Here is a 14,685-nt window from a genome sequence, read left to right as displayed (position 1 = left end):
GGCTCCGGCTTGGCCTGCTGCCGTAGCCTCGAACGGCCTGCTTCGGCCTCTGCGTGGGCCGTGGTGCGCACGGCCCATCACGACGTCGTCAACCGATCGCATACCTCTCGTCAGCGGCCGAGTTCGCGGAGAAGCGCTTCCATCAGGGCGGCCCGGCGTGGGAGGGCAGGCACGACGATGTGCTCGTCGGGCGAATGCCACGTGTTGCCGATCACGCCGAGGCCGTCGAGGGTCGGGACCCCGTAGGCCGCGGTGAAGTTGCCGTCGCTCCCGCCGCCGCTGCCGGTCTCCGAGAGGGCGATCCCCGCCTCCGCGCACAGCCTCCGGGCGATTTCGAACAGCTCGAGCGTCGCGGCGGACCGCTCGAGGCAGGGCTTCTCGATCTCGCCCGTCACGGTGATCCGCATGTCCCGCCCGATCGGCCTGAGGCCGTGGATCGTCCGGTCGAGCGCCACCCCCAGGGCGTTGTCGGAGAAGCGCAGGTCCACGTGACAGAAGGCTCGCTCGGCCACCACATTGGTCGCGGTGCCGCCGCCGATCTCGCCGACGTTGATCGTCGTGCCGGTCCCGTCATCGGTCAGACCGTCGAGTGCGACGATGTGCCGGGCGAGTTCGGAGACGGCGCTGCGGCCCTCCCCATGCGCCGAGCCCGCATGCGCGGCGCGACCCGTCACGTCGATGCGGTATTTGGCACGGCCCTTCCGGACCGTGACGACCTCGTCCCGCCGCGCCGGCTCGGCGATCAGCGCGAAGCGCGCGTCACGCGACAGATCCGCGATGACGTCGCGCGAGGTCGGCGAGCCGATCTCCTCGTCGGACGTGAACAGAACCGTGAACGGCAGTGGGGCTTGGCCCGGCAGGGCCGCGATGCGGCGGGCAGCCTCCAGGGTCAGGAAGGCGCCGCCCTTCATGTCGGCAATGCCGGGTCCGTAGCAGCGCTCGCCGTCGCGGCCCGTGCGGACCGTGCCGGGGACGCAGACGGTGTCCAGATGCGCCACGGAGAGGATCCCCGGTCCGGATCCCCAGGGCATGCGGACCAGCAGGTGGTCGCCCAGCCCGTCGCGGCCGGGGATGCGCGTCATGGCGGCTCCGAGCGGGGCGAAGTCCCCGGCCACGCGGTCCAGGAGCCGGGACATGCCCGGGACCTCCCCGGTCGGCGTGTCGATCTCGACCCAGCGCAGCAGGCCCGAGAGGATGCCCTCGGCGTCGTAGCGGTCAGGATGAAGGCTCATGATGCCCTGCCTCAGCTCCTGCTGCCGGGATAGTCCACCCAGATGGAGGGGCTCGGACGCAGCTTGGTCTCCGGCGGCATGGTGCGTGCCCAATGGTCCGCACACTCCGCGCCGGTCGCGTTCCAAAGGTCGGAATGGGCCGCAAGGGTGCCGAGCAGCCGCTCCAGCGCCAGTGTGCGATGGCCCCAGCCGATTCCTCTCGGATGCAGCGTGATCCCGAAATAGCGACCGCGGCGATACTGGGCCCGGAACTCGACCTGCCAGTTCCGTTCGAGCGCATCGAGCCGCTCCAGCCCGGTCCCGGCCGCCGGAAACATGAGGAAGTACTGATCATCGAAATGATAGTAGTAAGGCAGAGTGAGGAGGCTGCGGCGGCTGTCGAAATCGGCCACCCAGTAATGGGGCGCGTCGTCCGCCAGGCCATTGCCGAAGTACCGGTACCCGCCGTCGATCAGAAGGTCGATCGTGTTCGGGCTGACGGTGCCCACCGAGAAGGCGTCGCCCGGACGGGGCAGGGAATACCAGCCGACAGGCCTCGAGCCGGTGACGTCGGCGAGGATCTCGGTCGTCGCCTGGAGCCGGTCGGCCTCGATGGCGCGCGGGAGTTCGGTCACATCTTCATGGAGATAGCCGCCGGCTGCGATTTCATGGCCGCGCTCGACGATCTCGCGCACGCGTGCGCCGTAGACCCGCGCCATCGCGGCCGGGACCACGAAGGTCGCGCGACGTCCGAAGCGGTCGAGCGTCGCGAGGAGACGGTCCAGGCCCTCACCCATCCCGAAACGCGAGCTCGGCTGCGAGAGATCATCCGGCGTGATGCCGGCCGGGCCGGATGCGACACTGAGGTCGACGACGATCGAGATGCAGCAACGCCGCCCGTCCGGCCATTGTATCTCGGAATCGGCGAGCGCTACCTCATCGGAGATCGTGTAGTCTTGCTTCCAAGGCATCATCGATCCTAAGCGGATGTCGCGAAGATAATTGCCGGGATTTGCAGCGTAAACCCGCGATGGAATCATTCAAGCGGACGATGCGGTGGCGGGCCAGCGCAGGTCCGCACGGGCGAACGGCGTTAGAGGCGATCCGGATGGTGGGCGACGCAGTGGCGGGCCACGTCCTCGCAGGTGGGGAACCAGACGCCCGGCAGCGTCTTCATGCGCGTGATCAGCCGATCGAGCATGTCGACGCGCAGCGCCCGCCCGGAGACGAACGGGTGCATCAGGATGTTCAGGTAGCCGCCGCGCGTGTACTGGTCCTGGAAAGCGCCCCACCAGTATTCGAGCACCTCGTCGACGTCCATCAACCTCTGTTGTTCGGTCCTGGTCCCCATCCAGCCGAAGCTGAAGTACATCGCGTCGTCGATCGCATGGTGGAACGGAAGCTCGACCAGCGTGCTGCCGCCGTCGACGGCGTCGAGATAGTACGGTCCGTGATGGGTCGAGCTGAACGAGTTGTAGATGAAGCCTTCCCGCTTGAGCAGTGCCTGCGTGTGGCTGCTGCGGGTCCCGACCGGCCTTCGCCCGGCGATGCGTTCCAGCGCCGCGACGGTCTTGAGGAGGTGATCTTCCTCCAGGGCCGGGTCCTCGGGGACGTGGTGCTCCCACATGTGGTCGGCGAGTTCGTGCCCGGCCCGTACGGCTCGATGCAGGACGTCGGGGTAGAGTTCGCAGATGCGTCCGGGCGTGAATACGGTGGCTTTCACGCCATGACCGTCGAAGAGCTCGAGCAGGCGCCAGATCCCGACCCTCCCGCCGAACTCTCCCTTCGCGATCTGCAGAGTGGGCTCGTTCCACAGCCGCCGGAGCAGCATCGCGTCGAAGTCGAGCGTGACGTTGACGGCGATCCTGTTCCCGTCCGGCCATGTCAGGCCCTTGATCGGCCGACAGCGGACCTCGTTCCGCCGGACAGCTTCGACCAGGTGGTCGAGAGGCGGTCGCGCACCGCCTTCACCGGCCTTCGAGCGAGACGACGCTGTCATCGGTCTTCCTTTCCGGCCGCGTTGAGGTCAGCCCGAGGGCGAGGGCGGCTTCGGCCGTCTTGAGCGCGGCCACAACGGGGTTGATGACGGGCGCGCCGACGTTCTCCGTGAGCCGTGCGACGAGCCCTCGCTGAAAGCCCATCCCGAGGCAGCCGAGCACCAGGATGTCCGCACCGTCCTGCAGGCAGCCCTTGCCGGCCGCCACGATGCGGTCGAGCGCCTTGTCGGGCCGTCGCGCGAGATCGAGCACGGAGCAGCCCACCATGCGCTCGGAGACGAACAGGTCGGCCACCCCGAGGGCGCGGAAGCGGGCGTGCAGCCCCGTCGGCGTCGGCTCTGATGACAGCACACCGAAGCGGTCGCCGAACTGCGCCGCCAGATGGACGGCGCTCGCCCCCGGACCGATCACCGGTAGGCCGGCAACCTCGCGCAGGGCCGCAGCCGGGGGTGTAGGCCGGCGCGAAGCCGAGATCCTCGGCGACGCCGCGCACCATGCTGAGAGTGGCATGGGTGTGGACGTTCACGAGACCGGGCGTGATCACCCGCCCCGGCAGATGGAGGCGCTTCGCGGCAGTCACAGGCGGCCCGCCCGCCACCGCGGGCTCCACGCGAACGAACTGACCATCCGACACGGCGAGGACCGCGTCGTCGATGACGGGCCGCGCCGCGACGCCGGTCAGGAGCGTCGCTCCCGTGACCACGAGATCGTAACCGGGCCGGGAGGCGGGCGGGCCGGACACGGAAGCGGGGCCGTTCGGATCGGCGCCGGGCAACACCATGCTTTGCTCCTCCTCCCAGCTTATATATACATGTCTCTATGAGACCGGCGGCGGGGATGGCAATGGCCTTCGACGAGACACGCGATGCAGGTTCCGCGCCCCTCTCCGGCGTGCGTATCCTCGATTTCACCCGCATGCTGGCAGGGCCTTTCTGCACCGCCATGCTGGCGGATGCCGGTGCCGAAGTGATCAAGGTCGAGAACCCGAAGGGCGGCGACGATGCCCGCCATTTCGCGCCGCGCATCGGCACCGAGAGCGCGTTCTTCCTCCTGATCAACCGCGGCAAAAAGAGCATCACCGTCGACATGAAGACGGAGGAGGGCAAGGTCCTCATCCGCGATCTCGCCTGCCGCTGCGATGTCGTCATCGAGAACTTCAAGCCCGGCGTCGCGGCGAAGCTCGGGATCGACCACGAGAGCCTCAGGACGATCAATCCGGGCCTCATCCATGTCAGCATCTCCGGCTACGGGCAGGCGGGACCGCTCGCGCACCGGCCGGCCTACGACATCATCGCCCAGGCCGTGGGCGGCATCATGGGCGTCAACGGCCATGCCGGCCTCCCGCCGACGCGGGTCGGCGAGTCCATCGGCGACATCACGGCCGGCCTCTATGCCGCCTGGGGCATCAGCGCCGCGCTCCATCGCCGGGCCAGGACCGGCCAGGGCGAACGGATCGACGTCGCCATGGTCGACTCGATCTTCTCGCTCCTGGTGACGGGCCTGTCGCAATTCCTGTATGCCGGCGAGGTGCCGGGCCCGATCGGCAACGCGCATCCGATCAGCGCACCGCTCGACAGCTTCCGCGCCGCCGACGGCATGCTCATCATCGCGGTCGCGAACGACGCCCTCTTCGCCAAGCTCTGCGCGGCCATCGGGCGGTCCGACCTGATCTCCGATCCGCGCTTCCTGACCGACCCCGACCGCAAGCGGAACGACCGGGCCCTCAAGGATATCATCGAGGCCTGGTCGGGCACGTTTTCCGTACAAGCGGCGGTGGCTCTGCTCGATGAGGCGGGCATCCCCGCCTCGCCCGTCCTCACGCTCGACGCGGTGGTGGCGAGCGACCATGCGCGGCATCGGGAACTCGTGCGGACCGTCACCCATCCGACGCTCGGCGACATCCGGCTCGTCCCGCAGCCGGTGCGGTTCGAGGAGACCCCGGCGCAGCCCCTCGCCCCACCGCCGCTGCTCGGGGAACACACCGAGCCGGTGTTGCGGGAGATCCTCGCTCTCGATGCCTCCCGGATCGACGCGTTGCGTGCTAAGCGGGTGGTCTGAGCGGACAGGCGAGACCGACGATTCGGCCCGGGACCAGATGCAGCGTCGTGTAGGATCCCGGGCGGCAGGCCCAGTGCCGCTCTACGAGCGGATCAAGCACCACGTTCTCGACAGCATCGAGCAGGGGACGTTCAAGGCGGGCGACAAGCTTCCGAGCGAGAACGAACTCGCTGCTGAACTCGGAGCCTCACGCCTCACCGTCCATCGGGCCCTGCGCGAGCTCACCACCAGCGGCGTCGTGCAGCGCGTCCACGGGGTCGGCTCCTTCGTCGCCGAGCCGAGGGCGGCGGCGACCCTCATCCGCATCCACAACATCGCTGACGAGATCCGCGAGCGCGGCCAGTCGCTTGAGATCCGCGTGATCGAGCTGGCGCGCGTGAGCGCGCCCGCGAGCGTCGCGCGCGAGATGGGGATCACGCCCGGCGAGCCGTTGTTCCGCAGCCTGATCGTCTATTGTGCGGATGCCAGCCCGGTCCAGATCGAGGACCGCGCCGTGCTGCCCTCCTTCGCACCCGATTTCCTGCATCAGGATTTCGCGCGCGGGTCGACGACGGACTATCTCCAGGCGATCGCCCAGCCGACCGAGGCGTCCAACGAGATGCGGGCGGTCCTGCCCTCGGAGGCGGAGGCGGCGCTGCTCGACATCCCGCCCTCCGACCCCTGCCTGCTGATTCGGCGCACGACCTGGGTCCAGGGTGTCGTGACGACGATCACGCGCTTCCTGCATCCGAGCTCCCGTTACAGCATCGTCAGCCGGGTGAGCCTGACCGGGGACGACAACCGCGGCTGAGGCCCCCCACGGATCCGGGCGTCAGCGGTTCAGGACGTGGGTGAGGAACTGGCGCGTGCGCGCGTCCCGCGGCTCGCCGAAGATCCGCTCGGGCGGTCCCTCCTCGACCACGAGCCCGTCCGCCATGACCATGACGCGGTTCGCGACCTGCCGGGCGAAGGACATCTCGTGGGTGACGACGATCATCGTCATGCCCTCGGCCGCGAGGGCGCGCATCACGTCCAGGACCTCGTGGACGAGTTCCGGGTCCAACGCCGAGGTCGGCTCGTCGAACAGGATGAGCCGCGGACGCATCGCGAGGGCGCGGGCGATCGCGACCCGCTGCTGCTGGCCGCCGGAGAGCTGCGAGGGGCGCTTGGCGAGATGGGCGCCGAGCCGCACGCGCTCGAGTTCGGTGGCGGCCCGCTCGAGGGCCTGGGCCTTCGACAGGCCGAGGACGCGATGAGGCCCGACCGCGACATTGTCGAGGGCCGTAAGGTGCGGGAACAGGTTGAAGCGCTGGAACACGAAGCCGAACTGCCGCTGCTGGCGTGCGAGCGCCGCCTCCGAGAGCGCCTCGCGCGTGTGGGACTCGGCGACGAGGCGGTAGCCGACCGGCTCGTCGCCGAGGCGGATATCGCCCGCATCCGGCACCTCGAGACGATTGAGGCAGCGCAGGACGGTCGTCTTGCCGGAGCCGGAGGGACCGATCAGGACGAACGTCTCTCCGTCCATCACCGTAAAGGAGATCGACTTGAGGATCTGCCTGTCTCCGAAGCTCTTGGACAGGCCCTCGACCGTCAGGAGCGGCTTGCTCCCGCTCACCATGACGGCAACCTCCGCTCCACCAGCCTCGACGCATAGGTCAGGGCAGAGACGATCACGTAGTAGTAGATGGCGAGCAGGGCAAAGATTTCGAAGGGCACGAAGCGTGCCGCAATGATCGCTTGGCCCGAGCGCGTCAGCTCGTAGACCGAGATGACCGACAGGAGCGAGGAGTTCTTCACCAGCGTGACGAGATCGTTGGTGAGGGCGGGGATCATCGGGCGCAGCGATTGCGGCAGAAGGATATAAACGAGGATCTGGCCGTGGGTCATGCCGATCGAGCGTGCCGCCTCGGTCTGCCCCTTCTCGACGCTGCCGACCGTGCCGCGCACGACCTCGGCGACGTAGCCTGCGCAGTTGAAGGAGAGGGCGAGGGTTCCTGCCCAGAACTCCCCGAGCCGAAGGCCGAGGACCGGCAGGCCGAAGAAGACCAGGAAGATCTGGATCAGGAGCGGCGTCCCGCGCACGAAATCGACGTAGCCGCGCACGAACCAGCGGCCTGCCCTCCAATGGCTCAGCGAAACGAGACCGAGGACGATCCCGCCGATCCCGCCGATCACCATCGCGAGGGAGGAGATCTTCAGCGTCGTCATCGCGCCGACGGCCAGGAGGGGGATCGCCATCTCGATCGATTCCCAATCGATGCCCATGGATGGTCCCGGCAATGAGGGGATGGGAGGGGCCGCGCGGCGATAGGGGCCGCCGCGCCCGAGGATCAGGAGAAGCTCGGGATCGCCTCAGCGAGCTGCATGCGCGTGCCGAACCACTTCTCCTGAAGCGCGTAGAGTTCGCCGCCCGCCTTCAACTGCGCGAGGCGCTGGTCGACGAACCCGATCAGATCCTTCTCGTCCTTGCGGGTCGCGATGCCCGACCACGTCATCGGCCCGACGTTGCGGATGATCGCGTACCGACCGGGGGCATCCTTCAGCACCTGGGTCAGCGTCGCCAAGGTGTTGATGACGCCGTCGACCGAGCCCTGTGCCAGGGCCAGGTAGGCGGCAGGGTGGTCATCGTAGGTCTTCACCTCGGAGAAGCCCTTGCCGGCCTTGGCGGCAACACGCTGGTCGAGGGCGGTCTTCATGGTGTCTCCGGCCGAGCCGAGCTTCACGCCGAGGATCTTGCCGGACATGTCTTCGACCGCCTTGACCTTGCCGGCGTCCGCTGCGCGGATGAGCATCTCCTGCGTCGCCTCGGCGTAGGGGATGCTGAAGGCCACGCGCCCGACCCGCTCCTTGGTGTAGGTCATCGCGCAGTGAATGACGTCGAAATTGCCGGCATAGAGAGCCGGCACGATGCCGGACCAGGCCGTGTCGATGAAGTCGCACTTCACGCCGAGCGGCTTGTAGATAATCTCGGCGAGGTCGACGTCATAACCGACAATCTTTCCCTGATCGCGAAAAGTGAAGGGGCGGTAAGCCGCTTCGCATCCAATCCTCACTGAACCGTTCTTCTTGATTTGATCGAGCGTCAGCGGTGCGGCGACGGCCGGAACGGCCGAGCCTGCGAGGCCGAGACCAAGGCCTGCCAGAAGCTTGAAACAGTCTCTGCGATCCAAGTTCAGCGCGTCCATGTGATCACCCATCAAGAGAAAACAGGAGTGGAGCGTCGGTGCGTGCCGCCGTGCTCGCCAGTCACCGGCCGGAGAGGAAGACCGGCGGGGACCGACCCCGGGCCAAGGCAGCTCCGCCCGTGCCGCATCGGATCGAGGGAGTTCGTACCCCTAGGGGCGTTATACCTATGACAGACTTATATATACATGTATGTATGATATCGGAGGCGTGTCAACTCGCCGGCGTCGCGCGGGCGTGACGCATGGAGGCCCCGATGCAAGTTTCGATCCTGGGCACCGGACTGATGGGCTCGCCGATGGCGATCCGCCTGCGTCGTGCCGGCTACCCCCTCACGGTCTGGAACCGCACATCCGGAAAGACGGCCCCTGCCGTCGAGGCCGGAGCCCGCTTCGCCGCGACGGCGGCCGAGGCCGTCGCGGGAGCGGACGTGGTGCTGGTGATCCTCGAGAACGGGCCCGTCGTCGAGCGCGTGCTGTTCGAGGACGGCGTCGCCGGAGCGCTCGCGCCGGGTGCGGTGCTCGTCGACATGAGCTCGATCTCGCCGGAGGCCGCCCGCCTCCATCATGATCGGCTGGCCGCGCTGGGCGTCGCGCATCTCGACGCTCCGGTTTCAGGTGGTCCCGGCGGGGCAGAAGACGGCACGCTCGCGATCATGGTCGGTGGCGAGGAGGCGACCTTCGCGAAGGCGCGGGATTTGCTCGGCGTGATGGGCCGCCCGACTCTCGTCGGTCCTCCGGGATCGGGCCAGCTCGCCAAGCTTTGCAGTCAGATCCTCTCGGCCACGGCGATCGGAGCCTTGAGCGAGGTCTTCGTCCTCGCCCGGCGCTACGGGGCCGACCCCGCCATGGTCCGCCAGGCTCTGCGCGGCGGCTTCGCCGAGAGCCGCGTCCTCGAGGTTCACGGCGACCGCATGCTGCGGCGCGACTTCGAGCCGGGCGGCCATGTCCGCACCTTCGTCAAGGATCTCCGGACCGCGATGACGATCGCGCAGGGCCAGAACCTGTCCCTGCCGTTGGCCGAGCTCGCCTACGACCTCTTTGCGCGTTTCGAGCGCTCCGGCGGTGGAGACAGCGACATCTCCGGGCTCCTGCAGCAGACAGAAGGTGGTTCGGTGCCTTCGTTGTAGTCGATGATCGCCTCTCCCTGCGCCCGGCATGTGGATCGACACCGACGTGGAACCCGGGCCGGGTCAGGAACAAGCCCCTGACGCTACCTTGGAAATGTCACTCAAGGCGGGGTCCCGATCGGCGCCGATCAGGACCCCGCTTGGGGCCATTTGTCTCATTTAAGATCGATAGTTGAGGGGAAATGCTTGGTGGGGGTCCGCTTCGGTGCCGATACCATGCACCTCGCAGGAGTGCCGCAAGCGACCGCGACGCTGCCGGCTCCCAGACGGACTGCTACGTTGCAGGCCGATCGGCCGACGCTCGTGTCGGCCCACCGGTCGGGCGGGGCTGAGCGGTAACGCGCGCCCGCCGGGCAAGGCGCGATTTCGTCGGAAGCGGATCCGGTCGGATCGACCGTCAAGCCTCCGCCCGCCCCTCCGGCAGGGCGAACACCGTCACCTCGTGTCCCTCCTCCCGCAGGGCGGCCATCAGGTCGCCCGGGACCAGGTTGAGGGTGCGGGTGCTCACCAGCGGATGGACGTTGATCCGCGTCTCGTCGAGCAGGCTGTCCTGAAGGAAGACCTTCACGCTGCCCGGGGCCGCGTTGAGGGCGGCGAGCGGCGAGACGGCGCCGCTCTCGACGCCGAGCTGCTCCCGCAGGGCGTCGGCGCTGGCGAAGGACAGGCCGCCCTTCGCGCCGAGCACCGGCCGGAACGCCTTGAGGTCGACGGCTGCGTCGTGATGGAGCGTGACCAGGAAGTAGGTCTTCTTGTTGTCGCGCAGGAACAGGTTCTTGGTGTGGGCGCCGGCGATGCCGCCGCAGACCGCCATCATCGCCTCGACCGTCAGGACCGGCGGATGCTCGAAGAGCTTGTAGGCGATGCCGCGCCCGCGCAGGCGGGTCAGGAGGTCATCGGGGCTCAAGAGCGAGCGGGTCTCGGGCTGGCAGGTCTCGGGCAGGCAGTTCTCGGGCACGCAGGTCTCGGACATGGGGCTCCTCACGGGTGCGGATGGCTGGCCGGTGGCGCGACGACGCCGATCCGGCGCAGATAGGCCAGAATCTCCCGCGCCGCCTCCTCCGGATCGGGATCGACGAGGAGTCGCCCGCGCGAAGCGGCGCCGGATTCCCCCGTCGCCGCCTTCAGGCGCTCCGCCGCCGAGCCTCCGGCGGGGGCCCCCTTCACGACCTTCGGACGGCGGCGATAGGGCCGCTCCTCGACCGGGATGACCGGTCCTGCGCCGGGATCGGCGGTGGGGCCGAGCGACACGATCGTTCCACGCCGCGCCCGGCCGAACGCGTAGGCGAGGGGGGCCGGCGCGTCGGGATGCACCGTCGCCAGGACGGGTCCGCGCACGACCACGCGCCGCAGCGCCCCGCGGCCGAGGCTCTGGTCGAGGCGCAGCGTCCCAGCCTCGTCGCCGGGCGCGACCGCGACCACGTCGGCGATCAGCGGCCGGTCGAGCGCGGCGGCGAGCGCGTAGGGTACGATCCCGCTCTCGCCGCCGCCCTGGCCGCGCCGCCCGGCGAGAATCAGGTCGGGCGCCGTCGCGGCGAGTCGTGCGGCGAGCGCCGGCACCGGATCGGCGCCTTCGGACAGCGCGATGTGCTCGAGGCGGCCGAGGCCCTGCCCGAGCGCGTCGGCGACCGCGGCGGCATCCGGCCCGGCATGCAGGCCGAAGGGCGCTGCGGCCTCGTCGGGCACGCCGAAGGCCGCACCGAGGCGGGTGGCGATCCGGATCGCCTGCGCCTCGAGCCGCGGCAGCACGGCCGTGCTGGAGACCGGATGACGGCCCGCAGAGAGAAGGACGGCGATCTTCACGACGGGTCTCCTGCCGGATGGCCTGCCTCTTGCTCTCCGGCTTCCTGCGCCAGCAGCCGCAGCAGCGCCGGCATCACGGCCTGGGCGTCCTGCACGATCGCGAGCCCGGCCCGCTCGATCATCGACGCGTGCAGGTCGGTGTTGACGGCGACCACGTGCTCGCAGCCGGCGATGCCCTGGAGATGTTGCGGCGCGCCGGAGATGCCGAGCGCGAAATAGCAGGTCGCGGCGAGCACCGTGCCCGAGGCGCCGACCTGGGTGTGGCGCGGCATCAGCCCGGCATCGCACAGGACGCGGCTGGCGCCCGGGGTGGCGCGCAAAGCCGCGACGACCTGCCGGAAGGTGTCGAGGTCGGTGAGGCCGTTGCCGGCCGCGGTGACGAACTCGGCCAGCGCCAGCGGCACCGTCGCCGGGTCGGCCGGGATGCGCTCGGTCGATAGGAGGCGTGACGCCGGGGCCGGCGCCGTCGCGACCGTCAACACCCGCGCCTCCCGCGGCGCGCCCGCATGATCGGGGACCGCATCCGCCGCCACGGTGGCGAGGCGGCCGGGCGCCGCCCGCTGCTCGACCCGGCGCCCGCGGGCCGGGCGGACCAGGCCGGCGGCGGCGACCACCTCGGCATTGTCGAACAGGGCGACGCCCATCCGCACCGCGATCCGGCGGGCGAGGTCGCCGCCATCGAGGGATTCGGGGAACAGCACGTGGCGCGGCTCGAGATCCGCGAGCGCCGCCGCGATCGTCGCGGCCCGGGCCGCCGGGTCGGGGCCGGGATCGTCGAGGACGACGTGGCGGTCGGCGCCGGCCGGCCCGCATCCCTCGCAGGGACCGGCCGAGACGACGACCACGCCGCCCTCGCGCCCGGCCAGCGTCCGGGCGGCGCCCAGCACCTGTCGGTCATGGCCCGAGAGGCGGCCACCGGTGGCGTCGGGCACCACCGCGACCAGGAAGGCGGGATCCTCGACGACGACGATCCGCGGGGCCGCCTCCGGCGCCGGCCGGGGCCGGGTCTCGGCGACGACCGGCCTGTCGCCGTGCAAGGCCTGACTCAGAATGATCGGGCTGAGGTCGAAGCGTGGGCGGCTCGCCCCGGGGACGCGCTGTCCGGCGCGCTCGGCGCGGGGGTCGCGGCGCGGGCGGCCGCCCGCCGGTTTCGCGGTCCGGTCGTAGCGCGGCCGGGTGCCGGCGGCGACCCGAATCGCGGTTCGCTCGGCGCGGGGATCGCGACGGAGCCTCGTCATCGTCCCGCCTCCACGGCCTGGAGCAGCAGCTCGGCGACGTCGCGAACGTCCGCCTTGCGGTCGGTCACGCCCTCCAGCATCGCGGTGCAGGACGGGCAGGCGACGGCGACGATCCCCGCGCCCGTCTCCGTGGCCTGGGCCATGCGCAGGTCGGGGATGCGGCGCTCGCCCGGCACGTCGCTCACCGGCGCGCCGCCGCCGCCACCGCAGCACATCGCCCGCTTGCCCGAGCGCGCCATCTCGACCCGCGACAGGCCGATCGCGTCGAGGACGGCGCGGGGGGCCTCGGTCTCGCCGTTGTAGCGGGCGAGGTAGCAGGGGTCGTGATAGGTCACCGAGAGGTCGGGCAGGCGCTGGGGCGAGAGTTGGCCCGCCCGGATCAGCTCCAGCAGCAGCGCGGTGTGGTGGACCACCGTGTAATGCCCGCCGAAGGCCGGGTACTCGTTGCGCAGGGCGTGCAGGGCGTGCGGGTCGCCGGTGACGATGCGGGCGAAGCGGTAGCGCGCCAGCGTCGCGATGTTCTCCCGCGCCAGGGCTTGGAAGGTCGCCTCGTCGCCGAGCCGGCGGGCGAGGTCGCCGGTGTCGCGCTCCTCCGCCCCCAGCACCGCGAAATCGACATTCGCCCGGCGCAAGAGCCGCACCAGGGCCCGCAGCGTCCGGCCGTAGCGCAGGTCGTAGGCGCCCTCGCCGAGCCAGAGCAGCACGTCCACCTCAGCCTGGGCTTGGCCCCGGTCGGCCATCAGCGGCAGGTCGAGACCGGCGGCGAAGTCGGTACGGGCGGCGAGCGGGCGACCACCCGGATCGCCGGCCTGGCGCAGCTCGGTCACCGGGCCGATCGCCTTCTCGGGCAGCGCGCCGCGCTCCAGCGTCTGGTAGCGGCGCAACGACACCACCGCGTCGACATGCTCGATCATCATCGGGCATTCCTCGACGCAGGCCCGGCAGGTGGTGCAGGACCACAGCGTATCCGGGTGGATGCGCGCATCCGGCCCGATCAGCCGGGCGAGGGGGCCGCGCGGCCCCTCCGCCGCGCGGCCGCCGGGATAGGAAGTGCCGGCGTAAGGCGGCTCGGCGGGGTTGAGGCCCGCGACGAGGTCCTGGATCAGCCGCTTCGGGTTGAGCGGCTGGCCGGCGGCGAAGGCCGGGCAGGCGGTCTCGCAGCGCCCGCAACTCACGCAGGCATCGTAGGAGAGGAGCCGGTTCCAGGTGAAGTCCGCCGGCATCGCGGCGCCGAGGCGGGGTGCGTCGAGGTCGAGGGGCTGGAGCGCGGTGTCGGGCCGGCCCTCGAACCGGCCGGGCCGGGGATGTGCGGCGAGGTGGAGCGCGCCGGCCACGGCGTGGCGCATCGGCCCCTGCCGTACCTCGAAGGCGAGGCCGAGGCCCCCGGCCGCCGCCAGCAGGGCGAAGGGGAGGGCGATCCCGCCGGCGCCGAGGGCCAGCAGCAGGGCGGTGAGCGTGCCGCCGACCGCGTAGGCGAGGAGCAGGACCGGCAGGATCTGGAAGCGCCCGGCCGAGAGGCGCTTCTGCTTGACGGGGTAGCGCCGCGCGCCGACGAGGAGCGAGCCGGCCGCCGTCACCGCGAAGGCCAGCGTCACCAGGAGCCAGTAGGCCCGGGAGCCGGCGAGCGGCGGCAGGATCGCCAGGGCCGTGAGCAGCGAGGCGGCGAGGAGCCCGCCGGCCACGACGGCGTGCATGCGGGAGGCGTGAGGATCGCGCGCCACGACGTGGTGGACGTCGACGAGGTAGCGGCGCGGCAGCCGGGCGAGGCCGTGGAGCCAGGCCACCGGCGCCGCGGCACCGACCCGCCAGAGGGACGCGCGCCGGGAGGCCTGGACGAGGGCCAGGGCCGCCATCGTCCAGACGAGGCCGGGAAACACCGTGGTCAGGGGCATGAAGCTGGTCATGACGGCGGGCCTAGGGGCTTGGCGATACGATGGAATTCAGGCCTGCGGGCAGCACCGCGCCAACCCTCCCCCTTCCGCGGGGGAGGGCGCCCCACGGAGTGGGGCGGGAGAGGGGGAACCCGCTTCCGGAAAGGTCGCGACCTCCATGACGGGCGCCCGCAGGATCAGCGTCGCGCTGCCGCTCTC

General features: G+C 70.4%; 14 protein-coding genes. 3 read left to right on the top strand and 11 right to left on the bottom strand.

The genetic code is table 11. The features are described 5' to 3' along the window. Positions 1 to 110 precede the first annotated feature (110 nt). The 4 genes from FF100_RS31445 to FF100_RS38140 all read right to left on the bottom strand — a co-directional run bounded on the left by FF100_RS31445 (position 111) and on the right by FF100_RS38140 (position 3,718). Positions 111 to 1,325 carry a M20 family metallopeptidase gene (locus FF100_RS31445; protein ID WP_205825106.1) on the bottom strand — a complete coding sequence of 405 codons (1,215 nt, stop codon included), beginning with the start codon at positions 1,323 to 1,325 and terminating at the stop codon, positions 111 to 113. Next, entirely contained in the window at positions 1,244 to 2,182 is a 939-nt protein-coding gene (locus FF100_RS31440) for a polysaccharide deacetylase family protein (RefSeq protein ID WP_139039995.1), read from the bottom strand. Before FF100_RS31440 ends, FF100_RS31445 begins: the two co-directional genes overlap by 82 nt. A gap of 122 nt (positions 2,183 to 2,304) precedes the next feature. Next, positions 2,305 to 3,210, bottom strand: coding sequence for a polysaccharide deacetylase family protein (locus tag FF100_RS31435; protein WP_139039974.1), 906 nt, complete (start codon positions 3,208 to 3,210; stop codon positions 2,305 to 2,307). Then, positions 3,179 to 3,718 (bottom strand): aspartate/glutamate racemase family protein, encoded by a 540-nt coding sequence (locus tag FF100_RS38140; RefSeq protein ID WP_246102590.1) that lies wholly within the window; start codon positions 3,716 to 3,718, stop codon positions 3,179 to 3,181. Before FF100_RS38140 ends, FF100_RS31435 begins: the two co-directional genes overlap by 32 nt. Before the next feature lie 327 nt (positions 3,719 to 4,045). On the opposite strand from FF100_RS38140, the gene FF100_RS31425 reads away from it, so the two are divergent. Continuing rightward, positions 4,046 to 5,266, top strand: a complete 1,221-nt coding sequence (locus tag FF100_RS31425) for a CaiB/BaiF CoA transferase family protein (protein ID WP_342779039.1) — start codon at positions 4,046 to 4,048, stop codon at positions 5,264 to 5,266. A gap of 73 nt (positions 5,267 to 5,339) precedes the next feature. Then, positions 5,340 to 6,056, top strand: a complete 717-nt coding sequence (locus FF100_RS31420) for a histidine utilization transcriptional repressor HutC (protein WP_205825103.1) — start codon at positions 5,340 to 5,342, stop codon at positions 6,054 to 6,056. A gap of 21 nt (positions 6,057 to 6,077) precedes the next feature. Here FF100_RS31420 and FF100_RS31415 read toward each other — a convergent pair whose 3' ends face one another. The 3 genes from FF100_RS31415 to FF100_RS31405 all read right to left on the bottom strand — a co-directional run bounded on the left by FF100_RS31415 (position 6,078) and on the right by FF100_RS31405 (position 8,430). Further along, positions 6,078 to 6,863, bottom strand: a complete 786-nt coding sequence (locus tag FF100_RS31415; protein WP_139039970.1) for an amino acid ABC transporter ATP-binding protein — start codon at positions 6,861 to 6,863, stop codon at positions 6,078 to 6,080. Further along, on the bottom strand, positions 6,857 to 7,510 hold the full coding sequence (locus FF100_RS31410; RefSeq protein ID WP_205825101.1) for an amino acid ABC transporter permease: 654 nt from the start codon (positions 7,508 to 7,510) through the stop codon (positions 6,857 to 6,859). The genes FF100_RS31415 and FF100_RS31410 overlap by 7 nt, the downstream gene beginning before the upstream one ends. 65 nt (positions 7,511 to 7,575) lie before the next feature. Then, the gene (locus FF100_RS31405) at positions 7,576 to 8,430 is read right to left on the bottom strand and encodes a transporter substrate-binding domain-containing protein (protein ID WP_171070405.1); all 855 of its coding nucleotides are present in this window, start codon (positions 8,428 to 8,430) and stop codon (positions 7,576 to 7,578) included. A 254-nt stretch (positions 8,431 to 8,684) separates the two neighbouring features. On the opposite strand from FF100_RS31405, the gene FF100_RS31400 reads away from it, so the two are divergent. Next, complete coding sequence (locus tag FF100_RS31400; RefSeq protein WP_246102588.1) at positions 8,685 to 9,557, top strand: NAD(P)-dependent oxidoreductase; 873 nt, start codon at positions 8,685 to 8,687, stop codon at positions 9,555 to 9,557. Between the two features lie 397 nt (positions 9,558 to 9,954). Here the strand turns inward: FF100_RS31400 and FF100_RS31395 are convergent, their stop codons facing one another. From FF100_RS31395 to FF100_RS31380, 4 genes are read right to left on the bottom strand one after another with little or no spacing between them, the layout of a single operon-like run. Beyond that, a complete protein-coding gene (locus FF100_RS31395) occupies positions 9,955 to 10,527 on the bottom strand; it encodes a prolyl-tRNA synthetase associated domain-containing protein (protein ID WP_139039967.1) in 573 nt (190 codons plus the stop codon). Between the two features lie 8 nt (positions 10,528 to 10,535). Next, positions 10,536 to 11,357 carry an adenine nucleotide alpha hydrolase family protein gene (locus FF100_RS31390; RefSeq protein ID WP_139039966.1) on the bottom strand — a complete coding sequence of 274 codons (822 nt, stop codon included), beginning with the start codon at positions 11,355 to 11,357 and terminating at the stop codon, positions 10,536 to 10,538. After that, entirely contained in the window at positions 11,354 to 12,595 is a 1,242-nt protein-coding gene (locus tag FF100_RS31385; protein ID WP_139039965.1) for an electron transfer flavoprotein subunit alpha/FixB family protein, read from the bottom strand. Before FF100_RS31385 ends, FF100_RS31390 begins: the two co-directional genes overlap by 4 nt. After that, the gene (locus FF100_RS31380; protein WP_139039964.1) at positions 12,592 to 14,499 is read right to left on the bottom strand and encodes a DUF3483 domain-containing protein; all 1,908 of its coding nucleotides are present in this window, start codon (positions 14,497 to 14,499) and stop codon (positions 12,592 to 12,594) included. Before FF100_RS31380 ends, FF100_RS31385 begins: the two co-directional genes overlap by 4 nt. Between the last annotated feature and the right edge of the window lie 186 nt (positions 14,500 to 14,685).

The sequence above is a fragment of the Methylobacterium terricola genome (genome assembly GCF_006151805.1).
GTDB lineage: Bacteria > Pseudomonadota > Alphaproteobacteria > Rhizobiales > Beijerinckiaceae > Methylobacterium > Methylobacterium terricola.
The sequence above is the reverse complement of the archived record's forward strand: the minus strand, read 5'-3'. Positions and strand labels throughout refer to the sequence as shown.

Excerpts from the sequence above, each read along its gene's own strand:
- FF100_RS31395 (WP_139039967.1), bottom strand. The coding sequence starts at position 10,527 with ATGTCCGAGACCTGCGTGCCCGAGAACTGCCTGCCCGAGACCTGCCAG.
- FF100_RS31380 (WP_139039964.1), bottom strand. The coding sequence starts at position 14,499 with ATGACCAGCTTCATGCCCCTGACCACGGTGTTTCCCGGCCTCGTCTGG.
- FF100_RS31435 (WP_139039974.1), bottom strand. The coding sequence starts at position 3,210 with ATGACAGCGTCGTCTCGCTCGAAGGCCGGTGAAGGCGGTGCGCGACCG.
- FF100_RS31440 (WP_139039995.1), bottom strand. The coding sequence starts at position 2,182 with ATGCCTTGGAAGCAAGACTACACGATCTCCGATGAGGTAGCGCTCGCC.
- FF100_RS31405 (WP_171070405.1), bottom strand. The coding sequence starts at position 8,430 with ATGGACGCGCTGAACTTGGATCGCAGAGACTGTTTCAAGCTTCTGGCA.
- FF100_RS31400 (WP_246102588.1), top strand. The coding sequence starts at position 8,685 with ATGCAAGTTTCGATCCTGGGCACCGGACTGATGGGCTCGCCGATGGCG.
- FF100_RS31425 (WP_342779039.1), top strand. The coding sequence starts at position 4,046 with ATGGCAATGGCCTTCGACGAGACACGCGATGCAGGTTCCGCGCCCCTC.
- FF100_RS38140 (WP_246102590.1), bottom strand. The coding sequence starts at position 3,718 with ATGCCACTCTCAGCATGGTGCGCGGCGTCGCCGAGGATCTCGGCTTCG.
- FF100_RS31415 (WP_139039970.1), bottom strand. The coding sequence starts at position 6,863 with ATGGTGAGCGGGAGCAAGCCGCTCCTGACGGTCGAGGGCCTGTCCAAG.
- FF100_RS31385 (WP_139039965.1), bottom strand. The coding sequence starts at position 12,595 with ATGACGAGGCTCCGTCGCGATCCCCGCGCCGAGCGAACCGCGATTCGG.
- FF100_RS31410 (WP_205825101.1), bottom strand. The coding sequence starts at position 7,510 with ATGGGCATCGATTGGGAATCGATCGAGATGGCGATCCCCCTCCTGGCC.